Consider the following 20,669-nt stretch of genomic DNA (forward strand, 5'->3'; position numbering starts at 1 on the left):
AGTGGTATCCAGCACAACTCTTACGATGGGTAGTTCTGTTTCACTGGTCGCCAGTGGCTGCACCGGCGACGGGACAAGGGTTCGATGGTATCAGGCTGCGGATGATCAGGAGTTGACGATGCCGATCTCGCCAACGGTAACGACACAATACTATGCCCGCTGTGAGCGGACAGTTGGAACGAAAGTATGTCTGAGTGATAAAAGCCAGAATGCAATAGTAACGGTGGTGATGCCTCCGCCCTATAATTCGGTGCAATCAGGAAACTGGAATCTACCATCAACCTGGAATTGTAACTGTATTCCAGATGGCACACGCTCGGTTCAGATCATGGATACACACACGGTAACGATCCCGAACGCTTATACAGGGCTGGCAAAAGGAGTTCAGTTTTTTGGAACTGGTAAACTGACTATGCAAGGCACTGGAAAAGTGAGTATTACCAATTGATTGACTGGAAAGCAAGTGCTTTCCAGTCAATCCGTACTTTATCGGGACGAGTAATTCGGGGCTTCTTTCTGAATCTGAATATCGTGCGGGTGGCTTTCGCGAACACCAGCCGATGTAATTTTGACGAATTTCGCCTGGTGCAAAGCCGGAATATCGGCAGCACCACAGTAACCCATTCCCGCTTTCAGGCCACCCACCATCTGGTAGACGATCTCGGCTACTTTACCTTTGAAAGGTACGCGACCAACGATACCTTCTGGAACCAGCTTTTTAATGTCGTCCTCGGCATCCTGAAAATAGCGGTCTTTCGACCCTTCTTCCATGGCTTCAACGGACCCCATGCCCCGGTAGGTCTTAAACCGACGGCCTTCGTAGAGCACCACTTCACCGGGTGCTTCTTCCGTTCCGGCCAGTAAGGAACCAATCATTACGGTGCTGGCACCACCGGCAATCGCTTTGGTTATATCACCAGAGAAGCGAATACCCCCATCGGCAATAACCGGAACTCCTGTACCCTGCAAGGCTTTCGCTGATTCATAGACGGCGGTTAGCTGGGGCATACCGATACCGGCAATAATCCGCGTGGTACAGATACTACCCGGACCAACGCCTACTTTTACCGCATCGGCTCCGGCATCGGCAAGGGCTTTGGCACCTTCGCCTGTGGCCACGTTACCGGCAATGACTTCCAGGTTGGGAAACTTTTGCTTAATATCCCGCACAGCATCCAATACCCCTTTTGAGTGACCATGGGCCGTGTCGACGCTGATAACATCAACTCCTGCTTTGACCAGGGCTTCGATTCGGCGGTTAAGGTCGGGGGTAACACCGACGGCAGCACCCACCCGTAAGCGGCCCAGCTCGTCCTTACAGGCGTTGGGATGACTCTTTTTCTTGAGAATGTCTTTGTAGGTAATCAGCCCAACCAATTTATAATCGTCATCAACGATCGGAAGTTTCTCGATGCGGTACTGTTGCAGGATGCTTTCCGCTTCTTCGAGGGTAAGCCCCTGGCGTGCCGTAACGAGCTTGTCGCTGGTCATAATATCGGTGACCGGCTTCGAGAGGTCATTCTGGAAGCGCAGATCGCGATTGGTCAGAATTCCGATCAGTTTTCCACTGTCGTCCACGACAGGAATACCCCCGATTTTGGATTCACGCATGATTTTATGCGCATCGCCGAGGGTTGCCGTTGCTGAAAGCGTGATCGGATCGATGATCATGCCACTTTCCGAGCGCTTAACCTTGCGAACCTGATCGGCCTGAGCTTCGATGCTCATGTTTTTGTGAATGATACCAATACCCCCTTCCTGCGCCATAGCAATGGCAAGCGCGGATTCGGTCACCGTATCCATAGCCGCCGAAATAAGCGGAATGTTTAGCTGAATCTTGCGGGTAAGTTGGGTAATGGTGCTGGTGTCGCGGGGAAGAACCTCCGAGTAGGAGGGCAGGAGCAGTACGTCGTCGTAGGTGAGAGCCTCGTAAAGAAACTTACTGGTATCTAAGCTCATGAGCAAATAAGCAGGTTGTGTTATTTGCCGGGTAAAATTACAAAAACTTTTCGATAATCGGCTATAAATTTAAAATATACCTCAAAAGCTGTTGACATCTATGGGCCTATGTCACCCCGGTTTGTACTCGGATATACGTATGACGAAATGTTTGTTTTTTGCTAGCCTTTCGTTGGCAATGGCTTGCGTGAAGCTTGTGTTTAACATAGATTTGCTTGCGTTAGCCTCCCTGGAAAAGGCGCTGGCTACGAAGGCCAATTTTTTAAATTACCAACACCACAAACCTTTCCATATAATGCGCTACCTATTCCTTATCTGTGTTCTTTTTCTTTCCAGCCACTGTTTTGCTCAACTGGATACCATCTACACCAATAACGAAAAAATAGCCTGCACAGTAAAGGAGGTCACCCCCGACGCGGTACAGTTTACCTACCCAAACGAAACACTTCCTAACTCCCTTTACAAAAACACGATTAGCAAAATCGTATTCCGATCCGGCCGGGTTCAGGTGTTTTCTGAGTCTACTGCTCTCAATCCGATCCGCTCCGTGGAGGATTATGAAAAGGTGACGATTACCCAGGTAGAAGGGGATACGAAAGGACTCTTCAAGTTGGGCGAAGTGAGCTCCTCGGCCCGCGGTGGAACAATCTATTCCAACGTAGACAAGGTGAAAGACCGGGCCATGAAAAAACTGAAAATGGAAGCGGCCATGAAGGGAGCGAACCTGGTTTATATGGCCTATCAGAAAACCGATGGCAATCACTATGGCGGCTACTTTCAGGCCTCAAAAGCCGCCGAAACAATTTACACTGGTGTGGCCTATACCAACAGTACGATTAACAAGGATGACTTTTTAAAGAAAATCGGGGAGCCTAAACTGCTGATGTCAACTACCCAGATTATTCTCTTAAAGGGCATGGCCATCACCAAGTCTGAGTATTCGACAGAAAACATTTCTACCCCAATTCAGATCAAACGTATATTCAATGAGGGTAGTCAGCTCTATGTCGAAGCTGATATTCGTGGCTTCTCTATGCCTGCTTACCGAATCGTTCGCTTTGATGAGTATTCATTTACCTTGCTGGCTGAGGATAAAAATAAAACAGTTGATTTTATCGTGCCCTTCAATCGGAATCAACCATAGGTTCCTGGAAAGGCGCTGGCGACGAAAGACAACTTTTGTGAGACCAACACCGAAATTTTGTAGCTGAGCAACACACCTAAACACGACCTTACCATGAACACGACCCAACCCGAACCCCAGCCCGGCGATTATTACGGTGTCGTCTACAAGGGCAGCTTACTGATACCCCTTTTTCTACTGATCTTATTGGGCGTAGGTATCTGGCTGCTGATCCGCAGACGACGAAAATAGGCCCTTTAGATGACTCTGTGACGATAATAGGGCTAGCCTATCAAGTAGCTTAACACCTTTCTGACGAATGAAATACCTCTTAAGTTTCCTCCTTGTTTGGCCCCTCTTTGTACAGGCGCAAGAGGAATGGCATCCTCGCCCTAAAAAAACAACGACCGTTACTGAGGCTGATCTGCACCAGGGGAAACGGTTGATTGGTGAGGATTTCGACTATGGGTATCAACCCTCCTCAGCCCAGGGCTGGATTATTAAAACAGGAGATACACTGCAACTGGGTAAAGGGACTATGCCTGATAAATCGTTTGCCTTTATCTATCAGGATCCCGCCAATTTGACTTTGGCTCGTAGAAATGGATTCATGGGTAAAGATTATCTGGACAATCTGTACGCTGGTACCCGTCTAGTAGTGAAAGAGTTTACGACAAGTGGATCGACAGCGATTGCGGTTGTCCGAGCAGGGGTTCGCTATTATATCCAAATCGAGAACGCTATCGAAGCCGGAGAACTCCTGCCCCCTTCTCACTATAGAAAATCGATAGTATCAGCCAGTCAGCCAGTAGGTAGCGTAGCCGATGAGCTATTGAAATTTAAAAAACTACTTGATTCCGGCGGTATAACCCAACTGGAATACGACGCTCAGAAGAAAAAGCTTTTGAATCAATAATCCCACCACATCCCTTCCTGTCCATGAAACACCTGTTTACTACATTTTTTAGTTTCCTTTCTATCTCTGTATTTGCTCAAGGCGGTAATTACGTAGCCAATTCATCAAACTCTTCAACACCTGGTCAGGATAATGTATTGATTGGGCCACTAGTTGGCGTAAGTATTACTGGAAATGGGATTGCTAATACCTTTGTTGGCTCTAATGCAGGGAGACGAAATACTACTGGCCAATCTAATAGCTTTTATGGTTTTAGAACTGGCTGGTACAATACAACGGGTATAATAAACTCCTTTTTTGGGGCAGATGCCGGTTTTAATAATACGACAGGTAGTGCTAATAGCTTTATAGGCAATACAGCTGGCTTTACAAATACGACGGGATTCTACAACTGTTTTTTAGGAAGTGAGTCCGGCTTTTATAATTCCACTGGGAATAACAATACGTTTTTAGGGAACAGATCCGGGCAACAAAATACTATAGGTACTGGTAATAGTTTTGTGGGCGCCGAAGCTGGAATTAGTAATACAACAGGTAGTGGTAACAGTTTTTTAGGTCTTAAAGCTGGTAAGAACAACACCACTGGTGAGCTGAATACTTTAGTAGGATTTCTGGCGGGTCAGAATGTGACGACGGGTAATAATAATATAATAATTGGGCCCTATTCCGGCACGGCCATTTCTGATAGTGACGATAACGTTTTAATGGGCTATAACAGCCAGGCAGAAGATGGACTTCAAAACGCCATCGCCATCGGTTCCAACAGCCGGGTAGCTGTCAGTAACGCCCTGATTCTGGGCCACGGGGTGAACGTGGGTATTGGTACATCAGCACCAACGGCCCGGCTGGAAGTGGTCAGCGATAAGTCGGATGATAGTGGCCTTCGTTTATCGAGCCTAACAGATAATAGTCGAACGGCTCATCAGAGTGATCAATTTCTAACTGTCGATAGTCAGGGTAACGTAGTCAAGGCTCGTTACCAGCTCCGAATTCAGGATCCGGCCCAGTGGAGTGATAAGGTGTTTGCGCCGGGCTATTCGCTCCAGCCCCTTCCGGCCGTTGAAGCCTATATCCAGAAGAACGGCCATTTGCCAGACGTGCCCTCCGCTGAGGAGGTAGCTGAAAAAGGCGTCGACCTGGTGAAGATGAACGCGTTACTGCTTCAGAAGATCGAAGAGTTGACGCTGCATATGATCGAATTGCAGAAAGAGGTTGATATGCTAAAGAGAACTGGTAGCAAGAATTGATAAAAAATTGTAAATATATAAATATGGGAATGCTATGAAAGAAGAGATATTAAAAAAGCTTAGTAATGTTGATTGGAGCGGAATAAATGCCGAGTATTTTACTCATTTATTTTATAACGCATTTCCTAAACTTTTACATAATTGTATTAATTTTAAGGATAAATTATTAGGGAAGTCTAGTGAAAATACACGAGTTCAAAATAATGTTGATGTTGGTCTAAAAAGTGATTTAGAATATAAAGTCACTGAGCAGATAGTTATAAAGAAAATAGTTTCGAACGTAAAAGAGAGTAGAAATTGGGCGAAAGAGATAAGCTTCAAAGACTTAATTCATTCAAAAGATACTAGAAAGATATTCGTACCATTAGATTTCTACTTGACACCAAGAAGAACTCATTTCGAAGTTAATAATGAGCCGAAAGTATCTTTATCGGATGTAGATTTCTCGGAGAAAAATATTGTTGTTCTTGGCGGCCCTGGTGCCGGAAAGACAACATTAATGAAAAAGATTTTCATTGATGAGTTGGATAAAGAAATTAAAGATAGGTCTTTTCTAACTCCGTTTGTTATTCAATTTAGGTATATTGAAAATGCAAAAGATGAGTTCACTATTTATGAATTACTTTATGAATATTTTGGAATTGATATAAATATTCACTTAGATATTTATAATATTATCTCAAGATATGAGAAGTTACTGGGAGAGTCGGATAACGAAGATGAAGATTATGCGACTCAATACGATGATGAGGAGATAGAAATTTATTCAAAGGCTATTTCTGATAAAAGTGATTCTGTAGATTATATTGATTTATTAGATAAGTATAAAACAGCCAAAACAATATACGAGCATCAGGTGAGTTCCTTCCAACAGTTTAAGGAACAGCTTATTACTGAGTTTATTGATAGCCTTAATTTGTTATTAATTTTTGATGGATTCGATGAGTTACCATCTAACAATGTAAAAGCGAGCTTGATAAAAAGTATTGAAAAATTATCGTTAAATATAAATAATACTAAATTTGTTCTTACTTCAAGAACAGGAGAGTTTGACGTTCAAATCCCCAATTGCCAAACATACGAAATAGCTGATCTGAACGGAGCCCAAATTACACAGTTTATAAGTAATTGGTTTGATAATGAGCAAAAGTCTAACAAAATGTTAGCAGAACTTGAGAAATCCCCATATAAAGATACTGCATTAAGGCCATTAAACTTGGCACATTTGTGTGCCTTGTTTGAAAGGAATGGCGAAATTCCAAGAAAACCTAAAACGGTCTACAGAAAGATTGTAAATTTATTAATTGAGGAGTGGGATGAGCAAAGAAATATTAAAAGAGCTTCCAAGTTTAGTCAATTCACACTTGATAGAAAGTTTGACTTTTTATGTAATCTGTCTTATTATTTAACTGCTAGGTTAGTTAAAGTATTCTTCACACATAGGATGTTAAAGGATTGTTACTCAGATTTATGTGATAGATTTCAATTGCCTAGTAGTGAAGTAAGTGTTTTTGTAGATGAACTTGAAAATTTTACGGGACTATTCGTTAAGTCTGGCTATGATCGTTTTGAATTTTCTCATAAATCAATCCAAGAGTATTTGGCTGCCGAATTTTTAGTCAAAACAAATCTTACTTTGGTAAGAAAACAATTTTTACTTGAAATGCCCAATGAATTAGCTATTGCAATTTCATTAGCATCTAATCCAAGTTTATACTTAGCTACCGTATTGTTTGAACTTAGCCATCATGCCGCAACTAGTAGTTTTTTGTTTCCACTTTTTCAGCGCATTTTTTTAGAAAAGCCTGACTTCGAGACTACTTACTTTTTGCCTTTAAGCTTAATTTATCTCTATGACAAAGTTAAAAGACATAATAAGGATAATTTTGAAGAGGCAATCGATATTATGTTTAGTTGTGCACCTAAAGAGGTAATCCATAAGTCTTTCTCTAAATTAAAGGAGCTTTATTGGAAAGTTGAGCAATTAGAGTCAGGGCAGAAAATTGCAAGAATAGTCGGTAACTCTCTAGTTCAATTTGATTTAGAAGAGTTAAAAGTTCCTGAACCTTACAACGCCTATATTGAACTGGACCCTTATTTAGAAAAAATTTACTCAGGCCGGTAGCATATTGACATCTAGTTTACAGCACATTACTCTAACTACTTCCGCGTCTGCCCATCCTCTGAAACTGCCCACATAGTAGTGGAGCGCAATCCCATCTCTACCCCTAATTTTTCAGCTAAAAACAAAAAACGACCCACTACTAATTGATATATAGTCAGTTGTAGGGCGTTCGCTTGCCAAGTAAAGCATGAAGTACGCGTTAAGCGAATGAGAATTTCAATTCGGCCTAAAGTGATTGGTTTAGTGTTCAAATAATTTATATGCGTTACATCAGCTCATTAAATTATAGTTATAATCATCTGGCAGGATGGGCATTTTGTTTTCTACTCAGTAATTATGCCCTACGAACTCATTTGAATGGGTTACCAGAAAAAGGAATTAAACCCGGATTCACGTTGAAGTCCGGGTTTTTTGTTCGTGGTGCCGATGGGGTTCGCATGAGATTCTCATGTTACTAATTTTCTATTATGAAAATATTATGTTTTCACTTGTGGTTGTTTATCAATAAGTTATACCGTTTACTCATTTTATTGACTGGACTTTGCCTGCGAGGAGTTAGAAAAGAAATTCAACTCAGCAGTACATGAATAAATTAATTGTCATTCGGGGGACCTCACCAACTGGGAATGTGGTACGTATGTATTTGAATGTGGATGAACATGAAGCCCTCCAGCAGTTTTTAAAGCAGTTCATCTATGTATCCAGCGATATTATCGAATTCGACCACGAACTACAGGTCGATACACCGGAACCTTATCTACGCTTTAAAGCCGTTACGGATTCTGGTAGTACCCAGTCGAAACCAATTAACACCAATACGCCAATTGTTCGGCTACCCTGGCAATAGCGGGGCAAAGCTTTTAAGCTACCGCCTATCGTTTACGCCTACAACAAATAGCCTCTGATCTGCGGGTTCAGAGGCTATTTGTTGTAGGCGTAAATGAAGTAGTCAATCAGGCTTAGGGTATTTATGCGACGTCTACCGATTATTTGACTGCAATCTGGATCGACTTGCCGCCATCTCCAGCCGTAAACTGGCAATCGCTGAATTTAGGGGCCGACATTTTGGGTCGGAAATTGTTACTGAATCCGTACGGCTCTTTCGGAATCCCGAACATATTTTTATCCAGCTTCCCGTTATTATTTTCATCGTGAAAAACCGCAACAGCATAATCCCCTGGCTCAACACTGAGGGTTGCCTGAACACTGTTGCCTTGTATATCCAGTTTTTTTCCTTCTATGGGTTTCCCGCTCGGGAACGATTCTCCTGGCTTGAATAGCGCAATAAAAACGGCTCCTTTTTGCGACTTAAGGTTATGAACCTCAATAGTTAGGGTCGCCTTTTTAGGTGACGAAGGAGCGGTCTGGGGCGTCAGATAGAGGCCAAAAAGTGAAAACCAAAGGAACATACAGTACTGTGTTTTTATAAAAACGGATTTATTTTGCATATATGATAGCCCAGCGCCCACTTCCGCCAAAACGATGGATCACCAAACCGTACCCTAACCAGGCGGAATACGGAGAGATAATTGATGGATTAACGCAGTCTTTGGGAATTAGTCCAGCGTTGGCGGCCCTGCTGGTACAACGGGGGGTTACCACTTTTAATGAAGCCCGTTTGTATTTCCGTCCCGAACTTGGGCATCTGCACGATCCATTCCAGATGGCTGATATGGACCGGGCTATTGAGCGGCTTCAGGTAGCGCTAAGTCCCGAACGGAGCGAGAAAATTCTAATCTATGGCGATTATGATGTGGATGGAACAACGTCGGTGGCACTGGTCTATGGGTTTCTGAAAAACTATCATGCAAAGATAGACTATTACATTCCCGATCGTTACAAAGAGGGCTATGGGATTTCGAAACAGGGTGTTGAGTGGGCTGCTGAAAACGGATTCTCGCTAATTATTGCGCTCGACTGTGGCGTTAAATCTGTGGAGCGGGTGGCAGACGCCAAAGCACTTGGGGTTGACTTTATCATTTGTGATCACCACCGTCCCGGATCAGAATTGCCCAATGCTGTTGCTGTTCTGGACCCCAAGCGTGACGATTGTACATACCCTTATAAAGAGCTAAGTGGTTGTGGTATAGGGTTTAAGCTATTACAGGCTTACTGTCAGAAGGCTGGTATCGAGCCGGATGTGCTTTACCCGTATCTGGATCTGGTGGCCGTCAGTATTGCTTCGGACATTGTGCCGCTGACGGGCGAAAACCGTGTGATGGCGTATTATGGGCTAAAATACCTGAATGCCGCTCCTCGTACCGGATTGAAAGCGTTAATTAGTGTGGCAGGTTTCACAAAAGCGGAATTGGATATCACCAATCTGGTCTTTGGACTCGGGCCACGAATCAATGCGGCAGGGCGGATTCAGCATGCCAAAGCCGCTGTGCAGCTTTTACTGGCCGAGTCGAAAGACGAAGCTGATGAATTCGCGCTGGCTATCAATAAACACAACAATAGCCGCCGGGAGTTTGATAGCAGTATTACCGAACAGGCGCTATCGATGATTCGGCAGAGTGAAGCGCTGACCCGAGCCAAAAGTACCGTATTATACGATGCTACCTGGCACAAGGGTGTCATTGGCATTGTGGCATCGCGTTGTATCGAGCATTTTCATCGGCCTACCATCATCCTGACGCAATCGAACGATAAAGCGGCTGGGTCGGCCCGGTCGGTGCCGGGGTTCGATGTGTACGAAGCCATTGAAGAGTGTGCCGATTTGCTGGAGCAGTTTGGTGGGCATACGTTTGCGGCCGGAATGACCATGCCCCTTGATAACATTGAGCCATTTCGGCGGAAGTTTGAAGAAGTCGTTTCGCGTACCATTAAGGAGGAGCACCTGACTCCGCTCATCGATATTGACCTACCGCTCGATTTTAGTGAGATTTCTGACAAACTGGTCCGAATAGTGAAGCAAATGGGCCCTTTCGGTCCCCACAACATGCACCCGATTTTCATGACGGATGATGTCTATTTAACAAGTGAGCCATTCATCATGAAAGACAAACATCTGAAAATAAATGTCCGTCAGGGGCGGTCGGGGCACACGTTAACCGCCGTTGGCTTCGGTCTGGCTCATGTAGCTGCCCATCTTCAGCCCGGAAAGCCTTTCTCCATCTGTTATCAGGTGGAGCACAACGTGTATAATGGCAATGTGTCTTTACAGTTGATGCTAAAAGATGTAAAAGTTTAGTCGGACACAAAAGCCAGGTATTCGCTTTACAGATTGAAAATCAGGGGTATCGATTTGGCGTTGATGGGCCAGACTCAGTCGGTAAAGGGCCAAGAAGGAATCCAGAGTTACTAAAATCCATAAGATTGCCAATTGCGTTCAGGGGAAAAATAGCCAAATGCAATCCGGGAATAATCGTCCTAATAATTGTTAATAATCAACGCTTGATAGGCATTGTAGCTAAAAACGCTTGCCAGTACGTTGGAATAGCCCGACCTTTGTTGGTAAGACTGCGTTGAAATCGTAGTTCGGTTCAGGCCGTTTTGCTATTGTATTCGAATGATTCTCAGAACTGAAAATTTAATAAAGAAATACGGGTCCCGGCTGGTCAATAATAACGTATCGTATCAGGTCGAAACGGGTGAGATTGTGGGGCTACTAGGGCCTAATGGGGCTGGTAAAACAACTTCCTTTTACATGGCGGTAGGGCTGATCAAACCGAATAGTGGTAAAGTCTTTATTGATGATACGGATGTGACCGACCTGCCCATGTATAAGCGGGCCCGACTGGGGCTTGGGTATCTGGCACAGGAAGCGTCCGTTTTCCGTGATTTATCAGTTGAGGAAAACATTCTGGCCGTACTTGAAATGACTGATCTGCCCAAGCAGCGCCAGAAAGAGAAGATGGAAGAGTTGCTGGAGGAATTTAGTCTCGCCCACGTACGCAAAAATAAAGGCAAGGTGTTGTCGGGAGGAGAACGTCGCCGTACAGAGATTGCGCGTGCATTGGCTGTCGATCCCAAATTTATTTTGCTCGATGAACCCTTTGCTGGGGTCGACCCTATTGCCGTGGAAGATATTCAGAGCATTGTGGCAAAGCTCAAACACCGAAACATTGGTATCCTGATCACCGACCACAACGTAAACGAAACGTTGTCGATCACCGACCGGGCTTATCTGCTCTTCGAAGGGAAAATTCTGAAACAGGGTTCGGCGGAAGATCTGGCAAACGATGAGCAGGTCCGGCGCTTGTATCTCGGGCAGCACTTTGAGCTGAAACGGAAAATCTAAAGTAATGCGGGTGGGAACCCGCTTTTGATGTTAATAAACATGCGGGTTCCCACCCGTATTACCCAAGTACTTCCCGCAGAACGGGCAGCGATTTGACTTCGCCGATTGAATCGATATGAATTTGATAATAGCCAACCAGAGCGTCCAGCAATTCATTTCGGGCAGATCGGGAGAGTTTTATGGGTGTGCCGAGCGGCTGGCGAAGCATGATATTAAGGGCTGTTTCCATCTCCGTATCGGGTAGAAATGGGTAAGAGTTTTCACGAAGCTGACTTTCAAACTCGCGGGCCGATTCGGGACCGAAGCCTAAAAAGAACGAGAGTTTGAGTAAAAAGGCAAGGTGAAAATTCTCAAAGTTGGTGTGGGCAGTTTCCAGAAACACGATCGAATCGACCAGAAATCGGAATAAAGCCGGGTTAGGTGCTTCTTCTTTCAGTACTTTGTTTAATAGCTCGGTTACAAACAGCGCGATCGTTGATTTGCTGACGTCGAAAGGAATACTCTGGAATGGATAGCTCGTTTTAAGCTCCGACAGTCGGTGTAAATCGCGATCAGGCTTGTTATAAACGACCATGTCCAACAGGGTCAACGGCTGGAACAGCGCAATTTTGTTGTTCTTGCTGCGAGCCGTTCGTACGCTATTGACCAGATAGCCCTGGAGACCAAATTCTTCGGTGTAGATACGGGCAATAATGGAGGTTTCGCGGTAACGAATGTAGCTGAGGGCAATTCCCTGCGTTTTTTGCAGCATTGTGAGTTGACCGCCGAAGCGGTAGAACATGAGTCTACTAAGATAACTCTTTTTCAGCGAAATTCCGGTCAAATGCCCGAATTTCGTTACCCTGAACCATAGCTGCCAACTCGCCTGAACTGGTTCGTATAGGCATACACGTGGCGATTGACAGTCTATAGGCCGGGGTAAATTTTGTACATGCACATAGTCGCTTACTCAGCGATTACCGTATTGACTAATAGACCGTTCTGGCCAGCTCAAAATCGGATGAGTCATAACCTCAGCTACCTGGTGCGCTGAGCCCGATGAAGTAAAAGTAAAAACAAGCTTACTTTGTAAACATGAATTCACCTTTATTCTATGAAACTGTATAAAACCCGTTCCGGTATCGTTGTCGAGAATGAAAATACGTTTTACACCATGCCCGATGCTGATTGGGATGAACTGGTAAACCGGGATGATCTGCATGAATTTTTGAATACGTTTACGGCCCTTCCCGCTATATCCGACGAAGGCCAGGCCTGGATACAGGCTGGATTACTGGCTCCCATTGGCCGACAGGAAGTATGGGCGTCGGGGGTAACTTACCTGCGTAGCCGTAATGCGCGTATGGAAGAATCCAAAAAATCAGGGGGGGATAACTTCTATGATCGTGTGTATGATGCCGAACGGCCGGAATTATTCTTCAAAGCCACGCCCGAACGAGTGGTAGGGCCGGGCGCGAATGTCCGCATCCGTGCCGACTCGACCTGGAATGTTCCTGAACCCGAATTGACCTTGTTTATCACCTCGACCGGGAAAATAGTCGGATACACCTGTGGTAATGATATGAGTTCGCGGAGTATTGAAGGTGAAAACCCACTGTATCTGCCTCAGGCTAAATCGTACGATGGTAGTGCTGCACTGGGTCCCTGTTTGTATGTACCCGAATCACCTATCTCGCCCGATGCAACTATACGCCTGGAAATTATTCGTAATGAGCAGGCAGTTTTTACCAATAGCATTGCCATTAGCCAGATGAAACGGCAGCATACCGAACTGGTTTCGTTCCTTTTCCGCGAATGTTCGTTCAAAAACGGCTGTTACCTGATGACCGGAACCGGTATCGTGCCTTCCGATGACTTTACCCTCAATTCGGGCGATGAAATCAGCATTACCATTGATGGTATTGGTACGCTGACCAACACAGTCGAATAGGCGAGGGGTTTCGGTGATATTGGCCATGATTACCAACCCTTGGAAACTCGCCCAAACGGTGTAAATACCTACGCGGGTTATCTGAAAAGCGTTTTGAAGAGAGTGTAATGCTTCCATTTGATAAGCACTATACTCTCTTCAAAACGCTTTTTCATGCTGTTAAATCGGAATGGGAATAATAAACATTAGGTTCCTACGGTACCTAATTGCCTAATAATCAATAGTTAAATCGCAAAGTTTGCGTTAAACTACTATTCGGAGGCAATTACTTTAATGCTCTTCCTGACGTCAGTAACTTTTTCACGCAAAGCTTCCAGCGAATCGTCCATTACCGTGACATGGCCCATTTTTCGAAAGGGTTTGGTAATGGCTTTTCCATAAAAGAATGGAAATACACCGGGCATAGCCAGCAGCGTTTCCAGCCCTTCGTATTGGGCGGGGCCGGTATGACCATCTTCGCCCAATAGATTGATCATAGCGGCAGGCTGATAGGCTGAGGTGTCACCTAACGGATAATTCAAGATAGCCCGCCAGTGTTGTTCAAACTGCGAGGTGACATTAGCCCGGATCGTGTGGTGCCCACTGTTGTGCGGACGTGGAGCCACTTCGTTGATCAATACATTCCCCGCTTTATCGAGAAATAATTCGACGGCCAGCAATCCGACAATCCCAAATGCTTCCGCTGTTTTCCGGGCAATTCGTTGCGCTTGCTGATCAATCGCTTCGGAGATTTCGGCAGGGGCAAACAGGTACTCGACCAGGTTAAGTTCAGGATGAAAGACCATTTCCACCGTCGGGAAGGTAGTGACGTCTCCCTGTTCATTTCGGGCTACCAGTACAGCCAGTTCTTTTTCAAAATCGACCGCTTTTTCTAAAACCCCCGGTGCATCGAACGCTTTACCAACATCGGAGACAGTGGCAATACGCTGAACCCCCCGACCATCGTACCCGTCGCGGCCGAGTTTATGAAAGGCTGGTAAAAAATCAGGCTGCTGGATCTCAATCATCGCCACATCAACCCGGTTGTCTGTCAGTATAAAATCGGCGGTTGGGAGGTTATGATCCCGGTAAAATTGTTTCTGCAACCGTTTGTCCTGAATCGTTCGGATTACTGAAGGTTGCGGGAATACGCGCTTCCCTTCACGCTCGAGGGCTTCCAGCGCTTCAACGTTGACGCGTTCAATTTCGATGGTTAGCACATCAACCGACTGCCCGAACTGATACACGGTGTCGTAATCAGTTAGCGAGCCCTGCACAAACTGGCTGCAAAGATGCCGACAGGGCGCTTCGGCATCTGGATCGAGAATATGAACACGAAGGTTCCAGTCAATAGCGGCTTGCAGGAGCATCAGGCCGAGCTGGCCACCGCCTAGAATACCAATGGTAGGTGTCACTTTTGTGAACGAGCGAAAGAGTGAAATCGGACGGCTCAGGCCGCCCTGCGCCGAAGCGGAGCGAATAATAGGGCAAAGTTACCGCTTCGCTCGTTCACTCGTTCGCTCGTTCGCTCTTTTTCTAGTCTCTACGCTTAATATCGCCACCACCCGACTCACTTTTCGAGAGTACTTTGGCAGAACCAGAGTAATAGATATCGGCTCCACCGGAGGCTTTCATGGTCAATTCCTGGTTTGCATGAACGTATACATCCGAACCCCCGGATGAACTGGCGTTGCAAACATCGACAGTCAGTTTTCGGGCATCCAGATCCGCTCCTCCCGATCCGTGGGCATTGAGTGTACGGGCCGAACCTTGTAAAATGGCATCGGCTCCACCCGATGCGGATACGTTCAGTTCATCGGCTTTGAGATCGAGCTTAACATCCGAGCCTCCTGATGCTTCCAGGTTTAAGTCGTTGAATGTCAAACGGCCTTGCCCAAATACATCGGCTCCACCCGATGCCTGTAAATTGCTTAACTGTTTGAAGGTGACGTACGCTTTCACATAGTTATTTCGGCCAAAATTCCAGCCACCGAACCCTTTCCGTTCAATGTATAGTTTTAGGGTGCCATTTTTGACTTCGGTAATGACCCGATCTTCATCAACTCCTTTTCCTTCGAGGGTTATTTTCTCCGAATTCCCCTGCGTTAGGTAGAGGTCAATGCCACTGCTGACACTGAGGCCGGTAAATCCTGAAACGGATCGGTCTTTTTTCCAGTCCTGCGCATGCAGGGTATACGTAGTGGTAGCGAGAAGAATCGTAGCGAAGAAGATGGTTTTCATTGGCAGGTTTGTTTTTGGATTTTTGAAGAAGATGACAAAACTTTCGGCTGCGTTGCATGCAACTAAAAAAAGATGTCCGATTTCAATGGTAGCTTTGTCCGTTACCGGACGGTGTTTAGTTAGCAGCTATGCCTAAAGGCTTATTAGTCAGATAGCTATGACTTTGGCACGACGGTTGAGTAACGTAGGCAAAAGGCCAGCAGGGCAATCTCTTAACTGAACGAACATAATTTCAAAAGTAAACTAAATATGATTCAACTACGCAACGTCTCTAAGTTCTACCCAGCGGGTTTTGGCCGGGTGTATGTGTTGCGCAATATCAATCTCGACATTGCTCAGGGTGAATTTGTTTCCATTATGGGGCCATCGGGTTCGGGCAAATCGACTCTATTGCATATTCTGGGATTATTGGAAGAGCCTTCCGAAGGAGAATATTTCTTTGATGATCAACCCGTACAGAAATTGTCGGAGAAACGCCGGACTGAACTGCACCGTACGCGAATCGGCTTTGTGTTTCAGGCGTATCATCTGATTGATGAACTGACGGTTTATGAGAACATCGAAACACCGTTACTCTATAAAGGATTGAGTGGTTCGGAGCGGAAAAGCCGTGTTGCTGAATTGCTTGACCGATTCAACATGGTGGCCAAAAAAGATTTGTTTCCATCGCAGTTATCGGGGGGGCAGCAGCAATTGGTAGGTATTGCACGGGCCTTGGCCGCTGAGCCTTCCGTCATTTTTGCCGATGAGCCAACAGGTAATCTTCATTCCGATCAGGCCCGTGATATTATGGAGCTGTTTCGCGAACTGAATAAGAAAGATGGTGTAACCATTGTACAGGTCACACACTCCGAAATCAATGCCGAATATGGTACACGTATCCTTCGACTAAAAGATGGCTGGTTGGACGATTCAGCTGTGAAGTTGAGCGAACAGGAGGCTAAGTAATGCGAACGCATCAACAGACGGTGCCCGTGTAATGCTAATGCCGTTTACCTGTTGTAGCCACTGAATGCCCATAACGTTCGTACAGAATACGGCTTCGGCTTCGATAAGCGATGTTGGTTGAAAGGTGCCTTCCTGAACGTTGAGGCTGTTTTCAGCTGCCAATCTGATAAGTTGCCGACGCAGAATACCGTTAATGCATCCTGTTTCGAGCGAAGGGGTAAAAAGGGTTTCTTTGCTAAGCCAGAACAGGTTGGACGCTAAACATTCGGATAGGTACCCATGCGTATTGAGGAGAACCACCTCGTCGAAGCCATGCTGTTGTTTATAGAGTCCAGCCAGTACATAAGGGAGGCTATTGATCGTCTTGAAGGATGAAACAGGCGATTTTGATACCCGAAAGTCTTCATAGATGCCTGTCGTTGTTTTTTCACTGATCGAAAACGGACTGCCTGGTTTGGTGGTAATGAGCAGATTGAAGCTATTCTGAGCAGGCGTATATAAACCGCCCGACTGACGCCAAACCTGAACCTTAATCCGTGCCGATTGATCGATTAGTTTATTCGCTATCAGGAGCGCCTGAATGTGCTGAAAAATGGTTTCAGCGAATTGCGCGTCGGGTGGGTTGAATTGGAGGGCAGCCATTCCAGCGGTGAGCCGATCTATATGGTCGGACCAGAACCAAATCTGGTGATTCTCGTAGCGAATTGTTTCAAATAAACCGTCGCCATACTGAAAAGCACGGTCATTTGCCGACAGGCAAAAGTCATTCTCAGAAAGTACATCCGAATTATAAACCAGAAACATACTTAGTTTGCGCCGTTTATCCCAAAATGATAGTGGCACCGAAGGTAAGTTTGTAACATTGAACCATCAAAATTATGAGTATGCAGCGCGTGCTTTTTTTAGGAATTGGAATCGTTGGGTGTCTACTAACCACCAGCCTGACGACTGTACGAGCGCAGAGCGCATCGACGGCTGTAACAGCGGGGACCAGTACTACCAAAAGGGATACACTGCCGGTATTGAATTTGCCGCAGTGCATTGAAATTGCCCTGCAAAATAATATTACTGTTCGGCAGGGCCAATTACAGGTTCAAAACAGTAACCTACTCCTGAAACAATCCAAGTATAATCAGTTACCGACTATTAATGGATTTGTCTCACAGGGGTTTAGTGCCGGTCGAAATATCAACCCAGTAACGAACCAATTTACGGATGTAGCCGTACGGTCCAATAACTTTCAGCTTTCTGGTTCGATGCCTATTTTCCAGGGGTATCAGCTTCGGAATCTGATTCGGCAGAATCAGACCATTGTTCAGGCCACTGAAAAAGAACTGGACGCCACTGAAAACAACGTTATTCTGAACGTGATTCAGCAGTATCTGAATGTGCTGACTGGGGCTGAACAATTGAATGTGGCACGTCGGCAGGCCGAAACGTCGCGGTTGCAGGTAGATCGGACACAACGCCTGGTCAATGCTGGATCGGCTCCTGAAGCTAATTTGTACGAGATTAAAGCTACCCTAGCTAATGATGAATTGGCGATTGTAAACGCTCAGAACACCGTCGATCTGGCAAAACTAGCGTTACTTCAGGCAATGAACCAGCCAGGTGGGCAACCCTTTGAAATCGAGTATATCAAACTTCCTGACCCACGTATTGAGGGGTATGAAGTATCGGCTCTACAGGTGTATGAAACCGCTTTGGCTACGCAGCCACAAGTTATTGCGGCAGACTTGCGGACGCAAAGTGCTAAAATTGGGATTGATGTGGCCAAAGCCGGCCTTTACCCACGACTTTCACTCAGTGGAAACTTATCAACTCTGTATTCAACAGTAGGTCTGCAACGATTTGTGGCTGATGGAACGACGAACGTCAATTCGACAAGTGCGCTGGTGACCCTGGGGGGCATAACGCAGCCTGTTACGATCAGTACTACATCGCCGGGTGGCTATAATGAAACGTATCGCTTTTTTGAACAGCTAAGCAATAACCTCAACCGGGGCGTTTCGTTGAATCTGAACATCCCTATTTTCACGAATCGTCAGTATCGCACGAATATAACGAGTGCAATCATTCAGCAGCAAAATGCCCAACTGACCGCCGACAACACCCGCCTGCAGTTGCGTCAACAAATTGAAACGGCGTATACTAATCTGTTGGCGGCTTCAAATCGGTATCGGGCAACTGAAGCATCGGTAGCCTCGCTGGAACGGGCATTTCAGGCATCTGAAAGCCGATTCAATGCAGGAGCGATAAATGCGGTCGATTATAGTCTGGCAAAACTTCGGCTGGATAACGCCCGGGCGCAACTGGTTCAGGCGAAATATGACTACGTTTTCCGAACGAAAATTTTAGATTTTTACCAAAATAAACCGCTTAGTTTTAATTAATGGGCGAACGAGCGAACGATAGAAAGAGAGATCGTTTCGGATCGAAAACACTCTTTCGCTCTTTCATTCTTTCGCTCTTTCATTCATTATGAAGAAGAAATCGAACCGTATCTGGTGGATATTAGGTGGCGTACTTGTACTAATCGTTGGTGGGCTGGTAGCGGCCAAACAATCTGGAATTATCGGCAAACCCAAAGCTACTGAAGTAGATTTTGCCTCGGTCAAACGATTAAATATTACTGAACGGGTTAGCGCATCAGGCCGTGTTCAGCCCCAGGTTGAAGTGAAGATAAGCCCTGACGTGTCGGGCGAAATTATTGGCCTGTATGTTAACGAAGGCGACCCCGTTAAAGCTGGTCAACTACTGTGTCGTATTCGCCCGGACAACTACGAGTCCATGATGGCGCGAGCGAAAGCGACCGTCAATCAAAGTAAAGCGCAGCTAGAACAATCCAAGGCGTCGGTAGCCCAGTCGAGTGCACGACTGATTCGCTCGAAGGCGGATTACGAGCGGAATAAAAAATTGTTTGCTGATAAGGTTATTTCGTCGGCTGATCTGGAAACCAGTGAGGCTAACTATAATGTAGCTCAGCAGGAAGTAGAAGCCGCCAAAGCGAACGTGCGGGCGGCTCAGTTCAATATCCAGAGTGCAGAGGCCAGCCTGCGCGATGCCAGCGAAAACCTTCGTAAAACCACCATTTATTCGCCCGTCAACGGCACCGTTTCCAAGCTCAATATTGAGTTGGGTGAGCGTGTTGTCGGAACGTCGCAAATGGCAGGTACTGAAATCATGCGTATTGCCAATCTGCAAAACATGGAAGTACGCGTGAATGTCAATGAAAACGATATTGTACGGGTTAACCTGGGCGATACGGCTGATATTGAAGTTGATTCATATACGACGGCTGGCCGTAAATTTAAGGGGGTCGTATACGAAATTGCCAATACAGCCAATGGGATGACCAGTTCGTCGGGTTCGGCTGCTGCTGCTTCGGTTTCGAGCGATGCGGTGACTGAGTTTGAAGTAAAAGTAAAAATCCTCAATACGTCCTATGCCGATCTGTTGGCTGAGAAAGATAAAAAAGGGTATCCTTTCAAACCGGGTATGACAGCTTCGGTGGAAATCATCACGGATCGTAAATTGGGCGTATTAGCCGTACCTATTGCTTCGGTGACAACACGTGGGGCTGACTCTACAGCTATCGATACCGAAAAGATGGCGGATAATAGCAATGGGACCGTAGCCGAAAAACCGGTAAGTCAGGCTGAGAAAAAAGATAAGCCCAAAGAAATCGTCTTTGTTAATGTGGAAGGAAAGGCCAAGCAGCGGGAAGTGAAAACAGGTATCAGTGATTTTGAAAATATCGAGATTGTATCGGGCCTGAAACCTGGCGAACAGATTATTTCAGGGCCATTCATCGCTGTTTCGAAAAAGCTTAAAGATGGTGAATTGATCACCAAGCGTGACCCCAAAAAGACGAAGAAAAAAGAGGATAAAGAAGAATAGTCCGAACCGGGATTTAACGGATTCGCGGATTAAATAGATTTTGTTTTTCCTGAGCTTC

Annotated in this window: 19 protein-coding genes; 13 read left to right on the forward strand and 6 right to left on the reverse strand. The window is 45.6% G+C overall.

The genetic code is table 11. The features are described from left to right. The first annotated feature begins 25 nt into the window (after positions 1 to 25). On the forward strand, positions 26 to 448 hold the full coding sequence (locus BGO59_RS13810) for a hypothetical protein (RefSeq protein ID WP_293684196.1): 423 nt from the start codon (positions 26 to 28) through the stop codon (positions 446 to 448). A 38-nt stretch (positions 449 to 486) separates the two neighbouring features. Here BGO59_RS13810 and guaB read toward each other — a convergent pair whose 3' ends face one another. Next, entirely contained in the window at positions 487 to 1,959 is a 1,473-nt protein-coding gene (gene guaB / locus BGO59_RS13815) for an IMP dehydrogenase (RefSeq protein WP_293684197.1), read from the reverse strand. A 295-nt stretch (positions 1,960 to 2,254) separates the two neighbouring features. On the opposite strand from guaB, the gene BGO59_RS13820 reads away from it, so the two are divergent. The 6 genes from BGO59_RS13820 (at position 2,255) to BGO59_RS13845 (ending at position 8,217) form a co-directional block, all read left to right on the forward strand. Further along, positions 2,255 to 3,103: a hypothetical protein gene (locus BGO59_RS13820; protein WP_293684198.1), complete on the forward strand. Its 849-nt coding sequence runs from the start codon at positions 2,255 to 2,257 to the stop codon at positions 3,101 to 3,103. Positions 3,104 to 3,196: 93 nt separating this feature from the next. Continuing rightward, entirely contained in the window at positions 3,197 to 3,334 is a 138-nt protein-coding gene (locus tag BGO59_RS13825; protein WP_293684199.1) for a hypothetical protein, read from the forward strand. Positions 3,335 to 3,401: 67 nt separating this feature from the next. Continuing rightward, positions 3,402 to 3,998: an SHOCT domain-containing protein gene (locus tag BGO59_RS13830; protein ID WP_293684200.1), complete on the forward strand. Its 597-nt coding sequence runs from the start codon at positions 3,402 to 3,404 to the stop codon at positions 3,996 to 3,998. Positions 3,999 to 4,021: 23 nt separating this feature from the next. Further along, the gene (locus tag BGO59_RS13835; protein ID WP_293684201.1) at positions 4,022 to 5,245 is read left to right on the forward strand and encodes a hypothetical protein; all 1,224 of its coding nucleotides are present in this window, start codon (positions 4,022 to 4,024) and stop codon (positions 5,243 to 5,245) included. 34 nt (positions 5,246 to 5,279) lie between these two features. Further along, positions 5,280 to 7,370 (forward strand): hypothetical protein, encoded by a 2,091-nt coding sequence (locus BGO59_RS13840; RefSeq protein ID WP_293684202.1) that lies wholly within the window; start codon positions 5,280 to 5,282, stop codon positions 7,368 to 7,370. A 583-nt stretch (positions 7,371 to 7,953) separates the two neighbouring features. After that, positions 7,954 to 8,217, forward strand: coding sequence for a hypothetical protein (locus BGO59_RS13845; RefSeq protein ID WP_293684203.1), 264 nt, complete (start codon positions 7,954 to 7,956; stop codon positions 8,215 to 8,217). Positions 8,218 to 8,356: 139 nt separating this feature from the next. Here BGO59_RS13845 and BGO59_RS13850 read toward each other — a convergent pair whose 3' ends face one another. After that, entirely contained in the window at positions 8,357 to 8,779 is a 423-nt protein-coding gene (locus BGO59_RS13850) for a DUF2141 domain-containing protein (RefSeq protein WP_293684204.1), read from the reverse strand. A gap of 41 nt (positions 8,780 to 8,820) precedes the next feature. Here BGO59_RS13850 and recJ point away from each other — a divergent pair, with 41 nt between their 5' ends. Both recJ and lptB read left to right on the forward strand, forming a co-directional pair. Then, positions 8,821 to 10,563 (forward strand): single-stranded-DNA-specific exonuclease RecJ, encoded by a 1,743-nt coding sequence (gene recJ, locus BGO59_RS13855; RefSeq protein WP_293684205.1) that lies wholly within the window; start codon positions 8,821 to 8,823, stop codon positions 10,561 to 10,563. A gap of 318 nt (positions 10,564 to 10,881) precedes the next feature. After that, complete coding sequence (gene lptB, locus BGO59_RS13860) at positions 10,882 to 11,613, forward strand: LPS export ABC transporter ATP-binding protein (protein ID WP_293684206.1); 732 nt, start codon at positions 10,882 to 10,884, stop codon at positions 11,611 to 11,613. 58 nt (positions 11,614 to 11,671) lie between these two features. On the opposite strand, the gene recO is transcribed toward lptB, so the two are convergent. Further along, a complete protein-coding gene (gene recO, locus BGO59_RS13865) occupies positions 11,672 to 12,364 on the reverse strand; it encodes a DNA repair protein RecO (protein ID WP_293684287.1) in 693 nt (230 codons plus the stop codon). A gap of 342 nt (positions 12,365 to 12,706) precedes the next feature. Between recO and BGO59_RS13870 the strand changes: the two genes are divergently transcribed. Then, a complete protein-coding gene (locus BGO59_RS13870) occupies positions 12,707 to 13,543 on the forward strand; it encodes a fumarylacetoacetate hydrolase family protein (RefSeq protein WP_293684207.1) in 837 nt (278 codons plus the stop codon). 251 nt (positions 13,544 to 13,794) lie between these two features. On the opposite strand, the gene BGO59_RS13875 is transcribed toward BGO59_RS13870, so the two are convergent. Together BGO59_RS13875 and BGO59_RS13880 are read right to left on the reverse strand one after the other, a co-directional pair. Then, positions 13,795 to 14,937: a 5-(carboxyamino)imidazole ribonucleotide synthase gene (locus tag BGO59_RS13875; protein ID WP_293684208.1), complete on the reverse strand. Its 1,143-nt coding sequence runs from the start codon at positions 14,935 to 14,937 to the stop codon at positions 13,795 to 13,797. A gap of 121 nt (positions 14,938 to 15,058) precedes the next feature. After that, on the reverse strand, positions 15,059 to 15,763 hold the full coding sequence (locus BGO59_RS13880; RefSeq protein ID WP_293684209.1) for a head GIN domain-containing protein: 705 nt from the start codon (positions 15,761 to 15,763) through the stop codon (positions 15,059 to 15,061). 249 nt (positions 15,764 to 16,012) lie between these two features. Between BGO59_RS13880 and BGO59_RS13885 the strand changes: the two genes are divergently transcribed. Continuing rightward, positions 16,013 to 16,711: an ABC transporter ATP-binding protein gene (locus BGO59_RS13885; protein WP_293684210.1), complete on the forward strand. Its 699-nt coding sequence runs from the start codon at positions 16,013 to 16,015 to the stop codon at positions 16,709 to 16,711. On the opposite strand, the gene BGO59_RS13890 is transcribed toward BGO59_RS13885, so the two are convergent. Beyond that, positions 16,676 to 17,515, reverse strand: a complete 840-nt coding sequence (locus BGO59_RS13890) for an aminotransferase class IV (RefSeq protein WP_293684211.1) — start codon at positions 17,513 to 17,515, stop codon at positions 16,676 to 16,678. The genes BGO59_RS13885 and BGO59_RS13890 overlap by 36 nt on opposite strands. Before the next feature lie 80 nt (positions 17,516 to 17,595). Here BGO59_RS13890 and BGO59_RS13895 point away from each other — a divergent pair, with 80 nt between their 5' ends. Continuing rightward, positions 17,596 to 19,104, forward strand: coding sequence for a TolC family protein (locus tag BGO59_RS13895; RefSeq protein WP_367120202.1), 1,509 nt, complete (start codon positions 17,596 to 17,598; stop codon positions 19,102 to 19,104). 88 nt (positions 19,105 to 19,192) lie between these two features. After that, positions 19,193 to 20,611 carry an efflux RND transporter periplasmic adaptor subunit gene (locus tag BGO59_RS13900; protein WP_293684213.1) on the forward strand — a complete coding sequence of 473 codons (1,419 nt, stop codon included), beginning with the start codon at positions 19,193 to 19,195 and terminating at the stop codon, positions 20,609 to 20,611. The last annotated feature ends 58 nt before the right edge of the window (positions 20,612 to 20,669 follow it).

It is taken from the genome of Spirosoma sp. 48-14 (assembly GCF_001898575.1).
Lineage (GTDB): Bacteria > Bacteroidota > Bacteroidia > Cytophagales > Spirosomataceae > Spirosoma.